The organism is Sphingomonas rustica (assembly GCF_039652585.1).
In the GTDB taxonomy this organism is placed as follows: Bacteria; Pseudomonadota; Alphaproteobacteria; order Sphingomonadales; family Sphingomonadaceae; genus Sphingomonas; species Sphingomonas rustica.
Genome location: NZ_JBDIZK010000018.1, coordinates 1 through 15,750 on the forward strand (window position 1 = coordinate 1; position 15,750 = coordinate 15,750).

The window sequence follows — 15,750 nt, forward strand, 5'->3', positions numbered from 1 at the left end:
TCGCAAACGGCACGGCAGACCTCCAAATATCATGTCTCGACAACATGATTTTGGCAGAATCCTCAGGACTTGTCTGCCGTGCACCTCCTCACAGAAACAAAATCCCGGACAGTTGTGGGCACTTCGGCCGGCATGACGGGGAAGGCGGGGCGACGGTGGCGACCCCCTCCACCCGTCGCCCCGGCCGGAGTGCCGGGGACCCACCCGTCCTCCATCCCGGACTCGCGGCGGCGCGGGACGTGGCCTGGGGCGGTGCGACGCAGATGTTCGGACGACCTCGGCTCCGGGAGGTGCCTGCCGGTGGATGCCGGCACTTCGGCCGGCATGACGGGGAAGGCGGGGCGACGGTGGCGCCCCCCCCCCCACCCGTCGCCCCGGCCGGAGTGCCGGGGCCCACCCGTCCTCCATCCCGGACCGGCGGCGGCGCGGGACGTGGCCTGGGGCGGTGCGACGCGGATGTCCGGAACGACCTCGGCTCCGGGAGGTGCCGACCGGTGGATGCCGGCGCTTCGGCCGGCATGACGGGGGTGGAGGCGTTCTCCCTGCCCTCACCCCAGCGTCAGGTAGATCTCCGCCTCGATCACCCAGTCGGCGCCCACCTTGCGCCATTTGGCGGCGTAGCTGCCATGGGCCAGCATCGTGCCCGAGGCGGCGGTGACGCCCTGCCAGTGGCCGTGCTCCATCGCCATCGGGCCGGCGGGGCTCGGTTCGATGCGGTCGGGGGTGCGGGTGTAGGTGGTGGGGTCGGGTGCGGCGAATTCGCGTTTCCAGGCCAGCAGCTGTGCCTTGCGGCCGGACAGCAGCGCGCTGTCGGTGCCGGCGACCAGGACGGCGTCCGGGGCGAGGATCGGCTGAATCGCGGACAGGTCGCGCTCGGCAAGGGCGCGGTTGAAGGCGGCGCGGCGCAGGCGGATGGCGAGGTCGGTTGCGGTGTCGGCGGGCGCGGTCATCGGCCGGCTGTGCCAGAAATCGGCGGCGGCTTCATCCCCCGCCGGGGCGCGCAACCGGCGGGCGCCGAGCGGCGTTGAGGCGGGCAAACCGCAACAGGAGCGAATGATGGCGCAGCAGCTCAAGAAGGGCGACAAGGTCAGCTGGAAGAGTCACGGCGGCACCGCGCATGGCGAGGTGGTGAAGAAGGTCACGTCGCCGACCACGATCAAGGGCCACAAGGTCGCCGCGTCCAGGGACAATCCCGAATTCATCGTCGAGACGGACGAGGGCAAGCGCGCGGCGCACAAGCCCGGCGCGCTGAAGAAGGGCTGAGAAGACGGTTTGAAAAATCGCGAACGAGCGATTTTCGGGGCGGCACCGGCCCGCTCCCCCACCCGGCCACCCAACTTCAGTATTCTATGGGTGGGTCGGGTGGGGGAGCGCGCCGGCACCGCGATGCGCCGACAGGCGCATTCGCAAACACCCCCTGAGCGCAGCGAACCGGATCAGGCGGCCTTTTCGTACAGCCGCCGGTCCCAGTCCTCGATCCGCCCGGTCTCGAGCCGCCTGAGCGCCAGCGCGCGCCAGTTCGGGGTCAGCACCTCGAGCGCGGCCATCGCCGCCCATTCGCCGCGGTCGGGTGCGGCGCCATAGAGTGCGCGCGACAGGCGCTCGATCGTCCAGTCGGGCGCGCGCCGGTCGATCCGGGTCAGCACCGCATCGGGCGCGATCCGGCCGCCCTCGATCACGCGGTAATACCAGCCGGTCCGGCCGCTGTCCTGCACCCGGCGCGACATGTCGGGGACGCCGAACCGGCGGTTGAGCTTCCAGCAGGGCTGGCGCCCCTGGCTGACCTCGATCACCGCCTGCCCCAGCCGGAACACGTCGCCCACCGCCACGTCGCGCTCGGCCAGGCCCAGCGTCGACAGATTCTCGCCGAACGCGCCGGGCGCGTCCAGCAGCGGCCGTGCGCCGATCCCGGCGGCCCAGCCGGCATAATGGTCGAGCGGATAATGGTGCAGCGCCTTTTCCGGTCCGCCATGATGGCGCAGGTCGCCCTGTTCGTCGCCGTCCAGCCCATGGTCGTGCAGCATCACGGCGGCGGCCACCGGACGCTTGGCGATGCCGCTGGTCACCCCGCCCGCTCCCAGCGGGGCGACGCGCCCGGTCATCAGCGCGACGAGCGGGATCGGCGGCAGGGCGCGGGTCGGGTCCATCGGCGCATGGTGCGGCGGATCGGCCGGTCGGGCAACTCGGGAAAGCGCGCAGGGCGTGAAATGGTGCAATTGCGAGGCTTTATCCGAAACGGTCGGCACCCTGGGTCCGCTCGCGCGTTGGCCCGGATGACGACGCTGATCTGAAGGACAATAGGTGCAGGTGCGAGAGAGCGGCGGAACGCACGCGGTGACGCGGCATGCGCCTGACGATGCGGATTTCCGCGACATGGCGGATCATGCGCCGGTGATGATGTGGGTCACCGACCCGCAGGGCCATTGCCTGTATCTCAATCGCCGCTGGTACGAGTTCACCGGCCAGACCCCGGCCCAGGCCGAGGGGTCCGGCTGGCTCGACGCGACGCATCCCGACGACAGGGCGGCGACCGAGCGCGCCTTTCTGGACGCGAATGCGCGGCGCGCGCCGTTCCGCGTCGAATGTCGGCTGCGCATGGTCGACGGATCCTATCACTGGGCGATCGACGCCGCCTCGCCGCGGTTCGGGCCCGACGGCGACTATCTGGGCTATGTCGGATCGGTGATCGACATCCAGGACCGGCGCGAGGCCGAGGAAGCGGTGCGCGAGCTGAACGAGCGGCTGGAGGTCGAGGTGGCGCAGCGGACCGCCGAGCGCGACCGGATGTGGGACACCTCGCCCGACCTGATGGCGACGATGGGGTTCGACGGGGTGCTGCGCCGGGTCAATCCGGCCTGGACCCGGCTGCTCGGCTATGACGCGGACGCGCTGGTCGGGCATCATGTCAACGACTTCGTCCTGCCCGAGGATCATGCGCCGACTCTGGCGGCATGCGCGCGCGCCGCGGCGGGCGGCAGCCCGCGGATCGAAAACCGCTATCGCCACAAGGACGGATCGGTCCGGTGGATCTCGTGGGTGGCGGCGCCCGCGGGCGACATCACCTATGCCACCGGTCGCGACGTCACCGCCGAAAAGGCGCAGGCGGCGGCGCTGCACGAAACCGAGGAACAGCTGCGCCAGGCGCAGAAGATGGAGTCGATCGGCCAGCTGACCGGCGGCATCGCGCACGACTTCAACAATCTGCTGACCGGGGTGATCGGGTCGCTGGACATGATCCAGCGACGGATACGGCGCGGCGAGATCGACCGGATCGAACGCTATGCCGCCGCCGCGATGACCTCGGCCAATCGCGCCGCGGCGCTGACCCACCGGCTGCTCGCCTTTTCGCGCCGCCAGCCGCTGGATCCGCGCCCGGTCGATGCCAACAAGCTGGTCACCGGGACCGAGGAGCTGCTGCGCCGCACGATCGGCGCGGCGATCCGGCTGGAGATCGTCACCGCCGGCGGCCTGTGGCGCACGCTGTGCGATCCCAACCAGCTGGAAAGCGCGATCCTGAACCTGGCGATCAACGCGCGCGACGCGATGCCCGATGGCGGGGTGCTGACGATCGAGACCGGCAATGCCCATCTCGACAGCGCCTATGCCGCGCAGATCAGCGGCGTGCGCCCGGGCCAATATGTCTGCATCTGCGTCACCGACACCGGCATCGGCATGAGCGCGGAGGTGATGGCGCGCGTGTTCGAGCCGTTCTTCACCACCAAGCCGATCGGCCAGGGCACCGGGCTGGGCCTCAGCATGATCTATGGCTTTGCCCGCCAGTCCGAAGGCTATGCCAAGCTCTATTCCGAGCCGGGCCAGGGCACGACGGTGAAGCTGTACCTGCCGCGCTTCCACGGCACGGACGACCCGGGCGACACGATCGACGCGGTGCTGTCCGACGCCCACCGCGCCGGCGACGGCGAGGTCGTGATGGTGGTCGAGGACGAGACCGCGGTGCGCGACCTGGTCGTCGATGTGCTGAAGGAACTGGGCTATCGCGCGATCGAGGCGGTCGACGGCCCGTCGGGGCTGAAGCTGTTGAACAGCGACGTGCATATCGACCTGCTGGTCACCGATGTCGGCCTGCCCGGGCTGAACGGCCGCCAGCTGGCCGATGCCGCGCGCGAGCACCGGCCCGAGCTGCGGGTGTTGTTCATGACCGGCTATGCCGAGAATGCCGCGGTCGCCAGCGGCTTCCTGGATCCGGGCATGGAGATGATCACCAAGCCGTTCGCGATCGAGGTGCTGGCGACGCGCATCCGCGAGATGATCGAGGACCAGGCGCTGCGCTGAGCGCCCGTTCGAGGACTCGTGAGAGCGCGAGTCTCGTCCGGCCCCGGCCCGCTCCTCCGCCCGACCACCCGGTCCGGTGGGGCGAGCGGCCGGCGCTGGCAAAGGAAAGCGGCATCGGCTAATCGGCCTGCCGATCCCCGCGCAGAGTTGATCCAGTTTGTCGAAACCCGCCGGGGGTGACGTGCATTATCTCCAGTCGGACCGGCGGGTGACCTTCGCTCCGGACCTGGAAACGACGGGATGGCCGCAGCGTGCAGCAGGACGACACGGACGAACAGCGAGAGATCGAGGGCGGTGGCCAGAGCTCGGGAATTCCCGCCGGCGACACGCTGACCGAGCGCGAGGGCGAGCCGACCGCCGGCCGCGCGCGGCGCCACTGGCGCGAGAGCGTCATCACCAGGCCCGGCCTGGACGATCGCAGCGACGTGTTCTTCGCCGCGATCGAGATGACGCGGATGCCGATGATCCTGACCGATCCCAATATCGACGACAATCCGATCGTGTTCGGCAACAAGGCGTTCCTCGACCTGACCGGCTATGAGGAAGGCGAGATCCTGGGCCGCAACTGCCGCTTCCTGCAGGGGCCGCAGACCGATCGCGAGCAGGTGACCGAGCTGCGCGAGGCGATCGCACGGCATGAATCGATCGCGCTGGAGATCCTGAACTACAAGCGCGACGGGACCCCGTTCTGGAACGCGGTGTTCATCGGCCCGGTCTATGACACGACCGGTAACCTCCTCTATTTCTTCGCCAGCCAGCTGGACGTGACCCGCCGGCGCGAGAGCGAGCAGGCGTTCCAGCAGGCGCAGAAGATGGAGGCGATCGGCCAGCTGACCGCCGGGCTGGCGCACGACTTCAACAATCTGCTCCAGGTGATCAACGGCAATCTGGAACTGTTGTCGGCGCGGGCCGAGGACGAGCGCCAGCGCGCCTATCTGACCCGCGCGCGCGGCGCGGCCGAGCGCGGCGCGAAGCTGACCGGCCAGCTGCTGGCCTTTGCGCGCAAGACGCGGCTGGCGCCGGTGCCGGTCGATGTCGGATCGTGCATCACCAATTTCGTCGACATGCTGGAAAGCTCGCTGGGCCGGGCGGTCGAACTGCACCTCAGCCTGCGCCGCGGCCTGCCGCCGGCGGTGGTCGATGTCGAGCAGCTGGAAATGGCGATCCTGAACATCGCGCTGAACGCGCGCGACGCGATGCCGGCCGGCGGACTGCTGACCATCGCCACCGGCAAGCTGCACCTGAACGGCGATGCCGCGGCGCGCCAGCTGCCCCCCGGCGACTATGTCACGATCGAGCTGACCGACGAGGGCGAGGGCATGGCGCCCCATGTCGCCGAACGCGCGGTCGAGCCCTTCTTCACGACCAAGGCGACCGGCAAGGGCACCGGCCTTGGCCTCGCCATGGCCAGCGGCTTCGTCCAGCAGTCGCGCGGCCGGCTGGAGATCGACAGCATTGTCGGCAAGGGCACGACGGTGCGGATGCTGTTCCCGATCGCCACCGCCGACGAGCGCGCGGCCGGGATCCACGCCCCCGCCCCCGCCGCCGTGGCGGAGGAAAACCGCCCGGTGACCGGCGCGCATATCCTGGTGGTCGAGGACAGCCCCGACGTGCTGACCCTGGCGCACGATAATCTGGTCGATGCCGGATACCGCGTGACCACGGCGGAGAGCGGCGACCTGGGCCTCAAGGCGTTCGAGCGGCTGCGCGAAAGCGATCCGGTCGACCTGCTGTTCACCGACCTGGTGATGCCCGGCAGCATGAACGGTATCCGCCTGGCCGAGGCGGTGGCGGCGATCGACCCCGACCTGCCGGTGCTGATGACCACCGGCTATAATGAGGAACTGGTGGCCGAGGGCCCGCTGCGCCTGGGCCGCGACGTGCTGGGCAAGCCCTATCGCAAGGCCGAACTGCTCGATCGGATCGCGCAGGCGCTGAGCAATCGCCGTGCCGGTACCGAACGACGCAACGTCTCGGAGTTCGGCGCGGCGGAGGAATAGGGCCGGTCGCGCACGGATTTCGGCGCGCCTGATCTATGTGAAAGCGGGCGGTTCGGCACCATCCTAGCATCAGCCTCGACAGGGGCCCGGGGCATGAACGACCGCGATTACTATCGCATGCGCGCCGATGCGGAACGCAAGGCGGCCTATGCCGCCCGCGATGCCGCGAGTTGCCGCATCCATATGGCGATCGCACGCGACTATGAGTTCCGCGCGGCGATGGAACCGCGCGAACCGGACGCTGGCGAGGTGCCGCCGATGCCGGTCCACCCGCCGCGGCGCGAGGTATGAGCACCGTTTCCCTGTGACGGGTTGGCGACGGGAGCGTTTCCGGAGGATCGCTTCCAACCAGTGAGCCGCCGTGCCAGCCCGACCGAGGCCAACCGACGCGCGTTCATCGCTTATGGACTGGCACTGTCCGGGCACTGGATCGTGGCAGCCGAGCCGCCCGGAGTCGGCGACGCGCCGGCGGTCAGCCCTGGTCGGCGAGGAAGGTCCTGGCGCGCGCCAGCAATTCCCGGGTCGGCTTCTTGCCCGGGCGTCGTTCCGCGATCTTGCCGGCCAGACGCTCGACGATCGGGCGATGCCCCATTGCCAGGGCGATCTCCAGCAGGTCCTCCTGATGGGGGTGGATCATCGTATAGTCCCTGCCCCGCCCGGCACAGTGCGACACGGCTTCATCGAACAGGGCAGCGAAGCGATCGGGCTCGTTGCGGGCATTGCCGAGCAGCTGGTGAAACGCCCATTCGATCATGTGCGCGTCGTTGGGCAGTCCCTGGCCAACCCAGTCGAAGGCGATGGCCTGTCGCAGCAGGGTTTCGGCGACCGCGACGTTCCCGGCGCGGTTGAACGCGATGCCGGCCCGCACCAGGCTGTTCATGGCCTGATTCGGTCTGGACGGATCCGCGCGATGCTCGGCATCCGCCCGTTCGGCCGCCAGACAGAAGAGCAAGGCAGCCTCCGCCTCCTGGCCCCGGTCCGACCGTCGATGGGCACGGGTCCCCGTGTCGAACGCCGAGAACGGCGCGCCAGGCTTTTCCTTCAGCAGCGCGCGCGCGGCATCGCCGTCATAGGGAGGAAGGATCATCGCAACTCCAGACAAGGCTGTTTTGCCATCCGCGCCGGTCAGCGGCCAGACTGTTTCCACCCGAGTTTGGCGGTTCGGACGGCAGGCGCATTCCTGCCGGACGGCTCCGCCGTCGGCCACGCCGAGGCCGGTCCGCCGTCTACGATGCTGACGTCCGAGCTCTGGCCGACGATCGCCCGTTCCCAAATGACCCCATGCGAGCGTGGAAATTCCCTCTCCACCGCTTCGCGGTCCCCCTCTCCCTCCGGGAGAGGATTTTTATGTTTTGAATCAGTCTCTTGATACCCTACCGCTCACGCGAGGGGGAGTTGGGCTGGTCGTCGGTCTTCTGCTCGCCCAGCTGGCCGGTGCCGTGATAGGCCTGCTCGCTCTGGCCGCCATGAAAGTTGCCGCCCTCGCCTGCCGCTTCCTTGCCGGTGTGCGGATTGGGATAGGCGCCGCCGCCGGATTCGCCCGGCTGGTCCTTGCCGCGACGCGAGGCAAGTTCGCCATTCTCGTCGGTCTCGTTCGGCTCGGTGCCCGCGCCGTCGGCCTGCATCGGCTGTTTTCCGTCGGTCATTGCTCGCCTCCTTGACGCCAGCGGTACTGGCTGGAGGGACCAGACGCGTCCGCGGTGGCGCGGTTCCCTCCGCGTCCGGCCGGCGGCACCGGGACCCGATCTGGTCGCCAGATGGTGATCCGCGCGCATCGGGCTCGCGGGCGCGCGGCGTCGGCGTAGCGTGACCGCGAACGATCATCGGAGAGCCCCGTTGGCCCCCACGCCGTCCGTGACCACCAAGGCGGGAAGGATCGCCTATCGCGCCGCCGATGGCCGCGAGATCGGGCGCGAGCGGTTCGAGCTGATCACCCATACCCATGGCCATGTGCTGCGCGCGCTGTGCGAGATGGACGCGCTTCGCCTGATCCGCGACGTGACGCTGGCACTGGACGCCGACTGGCGGCCGATCGACGGCTTTTGCCGGATCACGCGGTTCGGCGCGGTGGTGGCGGCACAGTGGTTCGAGGTGGGTGCGCATGCGGTGCGCGTGAATGCGCGGATCGGCGGCAAGGCCGTGCCGGAACACCGCATCCCGACCGAGGCGCAGCTGCCCTATCTCGGCCTGCATCCGCTTCAGGGCGACGCGCTGATCGTCGAGGCGCGCGGCACCTCCGCGATCGGCCGGTTCGTGCCGATCGCCGCGGTGACGAACTCGATCTCGCCCAATGGCGACGAGGCGCTGGGCCAGCAGGCGATGACGATCGACGTCGCCTATCTGGGCCGCGAGCCGGTCACCGTCGCCGCCGGCGCGTTCTCCGCGCGCCACTATGCGCTGCGCTGGCGGGCCGACTGGCCGCCGGCCGACCTGTGGGTGCGCGAACAGGATTGCGTGTTCCTGCGGATGCGCTGGCCCCTGATCGACGAATGGTATGAACTGGTGGAAATCGATGGATAGAAAGCAGGTCTCGTCGCTGATCCGCGCGACGATCTTCGTGCGCGACCTCGAGCGCGCGGCGCGCTTCTATGCGGCGCTGGGCTTCGACCAGGTCTATTGGGAGGGCGTGCTGACCGATCCCTCGGCATCGACCATCCTGGGCTTTGCCGACCATGGCCCGCTGGCCATCCGCATCGTCAAGTCCGGCGGGCCCAATTTCGGCATGATCGGGCTGTTCGGCATCGATCCCGCGCTCGCCCCGGTTGCGCCGCCGATGCGACAGGGGCCGGCGCAGATCGGCGAGGTGGCGCTGGTCTTCTATGTCCGCGACATCCGCGCGACGCTGAGCGCGCTGCGCGACGCCGGCGCGACCTGGTCGCCCGAACCCGAACTGTTTCGCATGGCGCATCGCGCCCAGCTCGAGGTGTGCCTGCGCGATTGCGACGGCGTGCTGCTGAACCTGGTCGAAACCGATCCGGCCGAGCAGGAGCGGACCGGGCGCGAAGGGTCCTGACGCGGCAGCGCGCGGCCGGCCGGCGGGCGGGCCTGATCGGCTGGCGGATAGCTGCACAGGATCGCACTGACGCCGCCCCCGATCCGCGCGCACCATGACAGCGAGGGGCGAAGATCCCTCTGCGGCGGCGCGCAACGTGACGCCGCGTGGAACCTCGGGGAGTCAGCATGCGCAACACGCTTTACGGCGGAGCTACCGCCATTCTCGCCTTCGGCCTGTTCCCGGTCGCCGCCCATGCCCAGGAGGATCCGGCGCAGGGCGAGGGACTGGAGGAGATCGTCGTCACCGCGCAGCGATCGGACCAGCGGCTGCAGGATGTGCCGGTCGCGGTCAGCGCGATTTCGGGCGAGACGATCGAACGGCTTGCCGTCACCGGGGCGCAGGACCTCAATCGCCTGGCGCCGAACGTCAAGTTCGACGGCGTGACCGGCGGCACCGCCGGGCTGAAGCCCTTCATTCGCGGCGGCGGGATCACCGACGGCGCGTTCGTCACCGCGGAATCCGAGGTCGCGATCTATGTCGACGACGTCTATCGCGCGCGGCTGTCTGCCTCGCTGCTCGATTTCATGGAGCTCGCCCGGATCGAGGTGCTGCGCGGGCCGCAGGGCGTGCTGTACGGCCGCAATTCCTCGGCGGGCGCGGTCAACTTCATCACCAAGGGTCCCGCCGCCCAGCCCACCGGGACGATCGAGGCGGGGTTCGGCAGCTGGAACGAGCGGCGGCTGCGCGGCTATGCCAGCACGCCGCTGAGCGCGGACGGCAAGTGGCGCGGATCGGTCAACGCGATGATCCGGGCACGCGACGGCGGCCGGCAGTATAACACGACGCTCGACAAGAAGGTGGGCGAGGAGGATTTCGCCGGTGCCCAGGTCGATCTGGCCTATGCCGGCGATGTCGTCGAGGGCCGCCTGACCGGCTTCTACATGGATGCCAGCACCGACGGTCAATATGCCGTGGCCACCACGATCGACGCCGCCGGGCGGATCGTGCCGGTGACCGGATCCTATCGCCGGGTACAGTCGCCGGTCCCCTCCTTCACCAAGGTCGAGCAGTTCGGCGGCACGCTGCGCCTGTCCGCGGACATGCCCAATGGCCGCATCACCTCGATCACCGCCTATTCCGAGCTGGACGACAGCTGGCGTCAGGATTTCTCGGGCGGGGTTCCGCCATCGGCGCTCGGCCTGCCGGGCACGACGCCGCTGGCATTGTTCGACCGCACCCTGGTCGGCACCCAGCGCCAGTTCAGCCAGGAACTCCAGGTCTCGGGCGGGGACTCGTCCGACCTGCTGCAATATCTGGTCGGCCTGTATTATTTCCACGAGACCGGACGCCAGGACATCGACTCGGCGATCTTCTTCGTGCCGTCGAACACCGTCTACGCCATCCGGACCGACAGCTTCGCCGGGTTCGGCCAGCTGACCCTGAACCTCTCCGACAGGCTCTCGCTGGTTGCGGGCGGCAGGTACACGATCGACGACAAGCGCCTGAATGCGAGCGTCGACGGCACACCGGTCAATCTCCGGAACAGCTATGAACGCTTCACCCCCAAGCTGGGCGTGAACTACAAGCTGACCGACGATGTGCTCGCCTATGCCTCGTACAGCGAGGGCTTCAAGTCGGGCGGGTATAACGGCCTGGCGGGCAGCGCCGCGCAGCTGGCATTGCCGTTCAGGCCGCAGGTCACGCAAGCCTATGAGCTGGGCCTGAAGTCCGACCTGCTCGGCGGCCGGGCGCGCATCAACCTTGCCGCCTTCTACAACCGGATCAAGGACCGCCAGCAACCGATCAACACCGACGGCGGCGCGTTCCTGGTCGAGAATTACGACATGACGATCAAGGGCATCGAGGCCGAGCTGTCGGTGCGTGCCGCATCGTGGCTGACGATCTGGGGCAACGGGTCGCTGAACGACGGCAGCTATGATGCGAGCAACGCCGGCGGCACGCTGGCCAGCAACGATCCGCCCAGCCTGCCCAAATATCAGTTCAGCGTCGGCTTCGACGGCGACGTGCCGGCGGGACCGGGCACGCTGATCTTCGGCGCCGACTATAACAAGCGCGACGCCTATTTCTCCACGCCCGAGAATGCGCAGATCGGGTTCGTGGAATCGCAGGACTTCCTGGCGGGCTATGTCGGCTATGAATATGGCCGGTGGAAGCTGCAGGTGAACGGCAAGAACCTGCTCAACCGCGAAGGCTGGCAGACCGGTTTCGGGTTTGCGGTCGTGCAGCCGCGCTTCTCGATCGAGCCGCGCACCGTGCTCGCCACGCTGCGCTACAAGTTCTGAGACGCAGCGTGGCAGGCGCGGCCGGTCGGGACGGTGTCGGATGACGGAGGTGCCGATGTCCGCCCCGTCGGCGCCGCCGCCCGACATCGACCGCGCCTTTCTCCGCCTGGCGGAGGGGCTGGTCCATTACCGCCATGCCGGCGATCCGGCGGCGCCGGGACTGCCGCTATACATGGCGCATGCCGGACCCGGATCGTCGCTGGGGCTGGCGCGGCTGGCGGGCGAACTGGCGCGCACGCGCCGGGTGATCGCGCCCGACATGCTGGGCAATGGCGATTCCGATCCGCCCGCCACGGCGGAGGGCGACATCGCCTATTATGCCGACTGCGCGGTGCGGATCCTCGACGCGCTGGGCATCGCGAAGGTCGATTTTTACGGCAGCCACACCGGCGCGATGATCGGCGTCGAGCTGGCGCGGAGCCATCCCGACCGGGTCGGCAAGCTGATCCTCGACGGGGTGATGCTGCTGGACGCGGCCGACCGGACGCGGATGCTGGCCCGTTACGCACCGCCGAAGCGCCCCGACGATCATGGCGGCCAGTTCGCCTGGGCCTATCAATTCTGTCGCGACATGGTCCTGTTCTATCCCTATTTCGATCGGGACGCGGCGCATCGGACCGGCAATGGCGTCCCGTCGCCCGAGGCGCTGCACCCGTTCGTCGTCGACCTGCTCAAGGCGCTGACGACCTATCACTGCGCCTATCGCGCGGCATTCTCCTACGACATGGCCCAGGCGCTGGCGGCCAGCCGGCACGCCATGCTGCTGGTCTGCTCGGCCGGCGATCCGACGCATGGCGACCTGCCGAAGGCGTGCGCGCTGCGCCCCGATGCGGATGCGGAACTGTTCCGCGCGAGCGCGAGCGTCGCGGCGATCGCGGCACGGCTGGCTGCGTTTCTCGGCTAGCGGCACAGTCGACCGGCATGGCGGCATCGCGTTACCGGCGCAACGCCTCACGCAACCTTCGGCGCGCTCGCGACTTAACCACCGGCATGGCCGGGTGCCGCGATTCTGCGGACCGCCCGCCTTTCGGAGAGGATCCATGCGAGCATTCTTTATCGTCGCCCCGATCGCCCTGGCGCTGGCGGGCTGCAACACCGCGGACCGCACCGCGAACGAGGTCGGCAACGCCGCCGATGCGGCGGGCGCCGCAATCCGTGACGGGGCCGAGGATGTCGGCAACACCGCGCGCGATGCCACTGAAGCGGTCGGCAACGGCGTCGAGGGCGCCGGCAACGTCATCGCCGCCGCGGCCGATCATGACGGCTGGGTCGGCCGCTGGCGCGGGGTCGAGGGCACCTATCTGACGATCACGAAGGCGGCGACGCCCGGCGACTACAAGCTCGAGATGCAATATACGCTGGACGACAAGGGGACGTTCGACGGCAGCTCGACCGGCGACGGCATCGCGTTCCAGCGGCCCGACGGCAACCAGGTGCTGCGCACCTCGACCGGCGATGCGACCGGGCTGAAATGGCTGGCCGGCAAGAAGGACTGCCTGAAGGTCAAGGACGGCGAAGGCTATTGCCGCGACTGACCGGAGACCGGGCGGCGGGCTCCCCGGGGGCCCGCCGTCAGCGGCGGCCCAGGACGATGCGGTCCCACAACCACGACAGCAGCGCGTAGAGCGCGATCGCCGCGACCGCGAACAGCCAGGGCGGCAGCGGCGGCACCGACGGGCCGATCCTGCCGTCCGGCCCCAATCGGTCGCCCGCGAACAGGCCCGTCGCCAGATACAGCACGAACAGCCAATAGGCGGCGCTGAGCACCCCCTTGGCGAGCCATGGCATCAGGCTTCTCATCGTCCCGCGGCCGGGATCGCCCGGCGGATCATCGTCTCGTAATCCGCAGCCTGGCCGCTGCCGTGATGCGGCGCCAGCCCGTGGCGCAGGCGATACCAGTCGGCGATGATCGAGGCCTGCTGCTCCACCTTGTAGCGGGTCAGGTCACGCGCCGGATCGATCGCGCCATAGTCATACACCCCGCCCTCGATGAAGACGCGGCGGAACTTCAGCCAGACGCCGCGCTGGATCTGCCAGACATGGGCGAGTTCGTGGATCAGCAGCCACATGAGGTTCGGGCCGGCCGAGAAATCGGCGTGGTAGAGCGGCGGCGGGAAATAGACATGTCCGTCGGGAGCCATCGCCGTGTCGTTGGGCTGCCAGAAGGCATATTTGCCGCGGTGGATGCGCACGCTCGCGAAGTCGACGCTGGCGCCGTACATCCACCGCGCCTCGCGCAGTTCGCCCGGGGTCAGCGCGCGCAGGATCGCCTCAGCCATCGATGCCCCTTCGCCGCTGGTGCCACGCCCGCCCGATCAGCGCGAAGCCGATCACGAACAGCAGCAGCACGCCGGCGACGGCGACGCGCTGCGACGCCGAGACCGACGCAGTCACCGCATCGATCGGGTCCGCGCCGGCAATGCTGAAGCACAGCCACGCCGCGCCAAGCCAGTAGAGCGCGGCCGCCAGTGCGGTGCCCAGATATGTCGTCGCGCTCGCGCCACCCTTCATGTCGCGCAGGGTTCCGTACCGGCGGGGGCGAGTCAATCGCCAGGTGCGGAAAATGGTTCAGTCTTGGCTGTGCGTGCGCGCCTTGGGCACCACTCGTCCGTCACCCCGGCAGCGCCTGCCCGATCGCCATCCCGGCCAGGCGCGCGGTGGCCAGGAGCTGATCGAGGCCGTGGCCGCTGCGGGCTCGCGCGGACAGGCCGGTCATGGTGGTGGTGACGAAATCGGTCAGCCGATCAGCCTCGTCGGGATGGCGCGCGGCGATACAGGTGCGGATCACCGCCTCCGCCGCGCGGCTGAAGCCGAGGGCGGTGTCGCGGGCGTCGGGATCGGCACAGCGCGTGCCCTCCAGCACCATACAGCCGGCCGCCGCCGGATCGATCGCGGGGTCGGCAGCATAATGGCGCGCGGCTTGTTCCAGCAGCTCGGCCAGCGCCTCTGCCACCGGGCGATCGGGGCGCAGGATGTCGCCGAGCGGGATCGCGCCGGTTTCGCTCCAGCGATCGAGCACGCGCGAATACAGCCCAGCCTTGCTGCCGAACGCGGCATAGAAGCTGGGCGAGTTGATCCCCAGCGCGTTGGTCACATCGGCGACGCTGACCGCGTCATAGCCGCGGGCGTGGAACAGCGCCTGGGCGGTCGCCACGGCCCCGTCCGGGTCGAACCGCCGCGGCCGGCCGCGCGGGCGTGGATTATTTGTAGTCATGATTACAAAACTCCTTGAACCCGGGGTGGCCAGTTTTATGTAGCGGTCCCTACATTAAATCTCAAGGAGCTCCCGATGGGCGCGTTTCACGGAAAGACCATTCTCGTTCTCGGCGGCAGCCGGGGGATCGGCGCGGCGATCGTCCGGCGCTTCGCCGCCGATGGCGCGCGGGTGACCTTCACCTATGCCGGATCGCACGATGCGGCGCAGGCGCTGGCTGCGGAGACGGGCAGCACCGCGGTGGTGACCGACAGCGCCGACCGTGACGCGGTGATCGCGCGGGTGCGCGAGACCGGGCCGATCGACGTGCTGGTGGTCAACTCGGGCATCGCGATCTTCGGCGATGCGCTGGACCAGGATCCCGACGCGATCGACCGGCTGCTGCGGATCAACGTCCATACCCCCTATCACGCATCGGTCGAGGCGGCGCGGCAGATGCCCGAGGGCGGGCGGATCATCGTGATGGGATCGGTCAATGGCGACCGGATGCCGGTGCCGGGCATGGCGTCCTATGCGCTCAGCAAGTCGGCGCTGCAGGGGCTGGCGCGCGGACTGGCGCGCGACTTCGGCCCGCGCGGCATCACGATCAACGTGGTCCAGCCCGGCCCGATCGACACAGACGCCAACCCCGCCGACGGCCCGATGCGCGAGTTGATGCACAGCTTCATGGCGATCAAGCGCCACGGCCGCGCAGAGGAAGTGGCGGGCATGGTGGCATGGCTGGCCGGGCCCGAGGCGGGATTCGTGACCGGGGCGATGCACACGATCGACGGGGCGTTCGGGGCGTAGGGATCGGTAACGCCCCTCTCCTCCCCAGGAGCCTGCGGCTCCGGGGGAGGCGGACCGCGATGCGTAGCTATAGCAGCCTGCAGTGATGATCGGTCGGATGCGCAATAGAAGGCGATTTCAGGCGCAGATTTTCCTTGCGGTGCCAGCGAGCATGGA

Annotated in this window: 18 protein-coding genes; 10 read left to right on the forward strand and 8 right to left on the reverse strand. The window is 69.1% G+C overall.

Annotated features, from left to right (window positions below):
- Positions 1 to 548: 548 nt before the first annotated feature.
- Positions 549 to 950, reverse strand: coding sequence for a nuclear transport factor 2 family protein (locus TPR58_RS21760; RefSeq protein WP_346248879.1), 402 nt, complete (start codon positions 948 to 950; stop codon positions 549 to 551).
- 106 nt (positions 951 to 1,056) lie between these two features.
- On the opposite strand from TPR58_RS21760, the gene TPR58_RS21765 reads away from it, so the two are divergent.
- Positions 1,057 to 1,263, forward strand: coding sequence for a hypervirulence associated TUDOR domain-containing protein (locus TPR58_RS21765; protein ID WP_346248880.1), 207 nt, complete (start codon positions 1,057 to 1,059; stop codon positions 1,261 to 1,263).
- Positions 1,264 to 1,436: 173 nt separating this feature from the next.
- Here the strand turns inward: TPR58_RS21765 and TPR58_RS21770 are convergent, their stop codons facing one another.
- Positions 1,437 to 2,147: an MOSC domain-containing protein gene (locus TPR58_RS21770; RefSeq protein ID WP_346248881.1), complete on the reverse strand. Its 711-nt coding sequence runs from the start codon at positions 2,145 to 2,147 to the stop codon at positions 1,437 to 1,439.
- Positions 2,148 to 2,301: 154 nt separating this feature from the next.
- Here TPR58_RS21770 and TPR58_RS21775 point away from each other — a divergent pair, with 154 nt between their 5' ends.
- From TPR58_RS21775 to TPR58_RS21785, 3 genes are all read left to right on the forward strand, one after another.
- The gene (locus TPR58_RS21775) at positions 2,302 to 4,293 is read left to right on the forward strand and encodes a hybrid sensor histidine kinase/response regulator (RefSeq protein ID WP_346248882.1); all 1,992 of its coding nucleotides are present in this window, start codon (positions 2,302 to 2,304) and stop codon (positions 4,291 to 4,293) included.
- A gap of 251 nt (positions 4,294 to 4,544) precedes the next feature.
- Positions 4,545 to 6,293, forward strand: a complete 1,749-nt coding sequence (locus tag TPR58_RS21780; RefSeq protein WP_346248883.1) for a PAS domain-containing protein — start codon at positions 4,545 to 4,547, stop codon at positions 6,291 to 6,293.
- A gap of 93 nt (positions 6,294 to 6,386) precedes the next feature.
- On the forward strand, positions 6,387 to 6,584 hold the full coding sequence (locus tag TPR58_RS21785; protein ID WP_346248884.1) for a hypothetical protein: 198 nt from the start codon (positions 6,387 to 6,389) through the stop codon (positions 6,582 to 6,584).
- A gap of 181 nt (positions 6,585 to 6,765) precedes the next feature.
- Here the strand turns inward: TPR58_RS21785 and TPR58_RS21790 are convergent, their stop codons facing one another.
- A complete protein-coding gene (locus TPR58_RS21790) occupies positions 6,766 to 7,500 on the reverse strand; it encodes a hypothetical protein (RefSeq protein WP_346248885.1) in 735 nt (244 codons plus the stop codon).
- A 166-nt stretch (positions 7,501 to 7,666) separates the two neighbouring features.
- Positions 7,667 to 7,939 (reverse strand): hypothetical protein, encoded by a 273-nt coding sequence (locus tag TPR58_RS21795; RefSeq protein WP_346248886.1) that lies wholly within the window; start codon positions 7,937 to 7,939, stop codon positions 7,667 to 7,669.
- Positions 7,940 to 8,129: 190 nt separating this feature from the next.
- On the opposite strand from TPR58_RS21795, the gene TPR58_RS21800 reads away from it, so the two are divergent.
- The 5 genes from TPR58_RS21800 to TPR58_RS21820 all read left to right on the forward strand — a co-directional run bounded on the left by TPR58_RS21800 (position 8,130) and on the right by TPR58_RS21820 (position 13,126).
- A complete protein-coding gene (locus TPR58_RS21800; protein ID WP_346248887.1) occupies positions 8,130 to 8,813 on the forward strand; it encodes a hypothetical protein in 684 nt (227 codons plus the stop codon).
- The gene (locus TPR58_RS21805; RefSeq protein WP_346248888.1) at positions 8,806 to 9,306 is read left to right on the forward strand and encodes a VOC family protein; all 501 of its coding nucleotides are present in this window, start codon (positions 8,806 to 8,808) and stop codon (positions 9,304 to 9,306) included. The genes TPR58_RS21800 and TPR58_RS21805 overlap by 8 nt, the downstream gene beginning before the upstream one ends.
- Positions 9,307 to 9,473: 167 nt before the next feature.
- The gene (locus TPR58_RS21810; RefSeq protein WP_346248889.1) at positions 9,474 to 11,591 is read left to right on the forward strand and encodes a TonB-dependent receptor; all 2,118 of its coding nucleotides are present in this window, start codon (positions 9,474 to 9,476) and stop codon (positions 11,589 to 11,591) included.
- Between the two features lie 55 nt (positions 11,592 to 11,646).
- Positions 11,647 to 12,495 carry an alpha/beta fold hydrolase gene (locus tag TPR58_RS21815; RefSeq protein ID WP_346248890.1) on the forward strand — a complete coding sequence of 283 codons (849 nt, stop codon included), beginning with the start codon at positions 11,647 to 11,649 and terminating at the stop codon, positions 12,493 to 12,495.
- A 136-nt stretch (positions 12,496 to 12,631) separates the two neighbouring features.
- A complete protein-coding gene (locus tag TPR58_RS21820) occupies positions 12,632 to 13,126 on the forward strand; it encodes a hypothetical protein (protein WP_346248891.1) in 495 nt (164 codons plus the stop codon).
- Between the two features lie 37 nt (positions 13,127 to 13,163).
- On the opposite strand, the gene TPR58_RS21825 is transcribed toward TPR58_RS21820, so the two are convergent.
- The 4 genes from TPR58_RS21825 to TPR58_RS21840 all read right to left on the reverse strand — a co-directional run bounded on the left by TPR58_RS21825 (position 13,164) and on the right by TPR58_RS21840 (position 14,805).
- Positions 13,164 to 13,379 (reverse strand): hypothetical protein, encoded by a 216-nt coding sequence (locus TPR58_RS21825; RefSeq protein WP_346248892.1) that lies wholly within the window; start codon positions 13,377 to 13,379, stop codon positions 13,164 to 13,166.
- Between the two features lie 8 nt (positions 13,380 to 13,387).
- Positions 13,388 to 13,870, reverse strand: coding sequence for an eCIS core domain-containing protein (locus TPR58_RS21830; protein ID WP_346248893.1), 483 nt, complete (start codon positions 13,868 to 13,870; stop codon positions 13,388 to 13,390).
- On the reverse strand, positions 13,863 to 14,102 hold the full coding sequence (locus tag TPR58_RS21835) for a hypothetical protein (RefSeq protein WP_346248894.1): 240 nt from the start codon (positions 14,100 to 14,102) through the stop codon (positions 13,863 to 13,865). Before TPR58_RS21835 ends, TPR58_RS21830 begins: the two co-directional genes overlap by 8 nt.
- A gap of 100 nt (positions 14,103 to 14,202) precedes the next feature.
- Positions 14,203 to 14,805 (reverse strand): TetR/AcrR family transcriptional regulator, encoded by a 603-nt coding sequence (locus TPR58_RS21840; protein ID WP_346248895.1) that lies wholly within the window; start codon positions 14,803 to 14,805, stop codon positions 14,203 to 14,205.
- A gap of 75 nt (positions 14,806 to 14,880) precedes the next feature.
- On the opposite strand from TPR58_RS21840, the gene bdcA reads away from it, so the two are divergent.
- Positions 14,881 to 15,594, forward strand: coding sequence for an SDR family oxidoreductase (gene bdcA / locus TPR58_RS21845; protein WP_346248896.1), 714 nt, complete (start codon positions 14,881 to 14,883; stop codon positions 15,592 to 15,594).
- The last annotated feature ends 156 nt before the right edge of the window (positions 15,595 to 15,750 follow it).

Excerpts from the sequence above, each read along its gene's own strand:
- TPR58_RS21760 (WP_346248879.1), bottom strand. The coding sequence starts at position 950 with ATGACCGCGCCCGCCGACACCGCAACCGACCTCGCCATCCGCCTGCGC.
- TPR58_RS21765 (WP_346248880.1), top strand. The coding sequence starts at position 1,057 with ATGGCGCAGCAGCTCAAGAAGGGCGACAAGGTCAGCTGGAAGAGTCAC.
- TPR58_RS21770 (WP_346248881.1), bottom strand. The coding sequence starts at position 2,147 with ATGGACCCGACCCGCGCCCTGCCGCCGATCCCGCTCGTCGCGCTGATG.
- TPR58_RS21785 (WP_346248884.1), top strand. The coding sequence starts at position 6,387 with ATGAACGACCGCGATTACTATCGCATGCGCGCCGATGCGGAACGCAAG.
- TPR58_RS21795 (WP_346248886.1), bottom strand. The coding sequence starts at position 7,939 with ATGACCGACGGAAAACAGCCGATGCAGGCCGACGGCGCGGGCACCGAG.
- TPR58_RS21805 (WP_346248888.1), top strand. The coding sequence starts at position 8,806 with ATGGATAGAAAGCAGGTCTCGTCGCTGATCCGCGCGACGATCTTCGTG.
- TPR58_RS21810 (WP_346248889.1), top strand. The coding sequence starts at position 9,474 with ATGCGCAACACGCTTTACGGCGGAGCTACCGCCATTCTCGCCTTCGGC.
- TPR58_RS21815 (WP_346248890.1), top strand. The coding sequence starts at position 11,647 with ATGTCCGCCCCGTCGGCGCCGCCGCCCGACATCGACCGCGCCTTTCTC.
- TPR58_RS21820 (WP_346248891.1), top strand. The coding sequence starts at position 12,632 with ATGCGAGCATTCTTTATCGTCGCCCCGATCGCCCTGGCGCTGGCGGGC.
- TPR58_RS21825 (WP_346248892.1), bottom strand. The coding sequence starts at position 13,379 with ATGCCATGGCTCGCCAAGGGGGTGCTCAGCGCCGCCTATTGGCTGTTC.
- TPR58_RS21830 (WP_346248893.1), bottom strand. The coding sequence starts at position 13,870 with ATGGCTGAGGCGATCCTGCGCGCGCTGACCCCGGGCGAACTGCGCGAG.
- TPR58_RS21835 (WP_346248894.1), bottom strand. The coding sequence starts at position 14,102 with ATGAAGGGTGGCGCGAGCGCGACGACATATCTGGGCACCGCACTGGCG.
- TPR58_RS21840 (WP_346248895.1), bottom strand. The coding sequence starts at position 14,805 with ATGACTACAAATAATCCACGCCCGCGCGGCCGGCCGCGGCGGTTCGAC.
- bdcA (WP_346248896.1), top strand. The coding sequence starts at position 14,881 with ATGGGCGCGTTTCACGGAAAGACCATTCTCGTTCTCGGCGGCAGCCGG.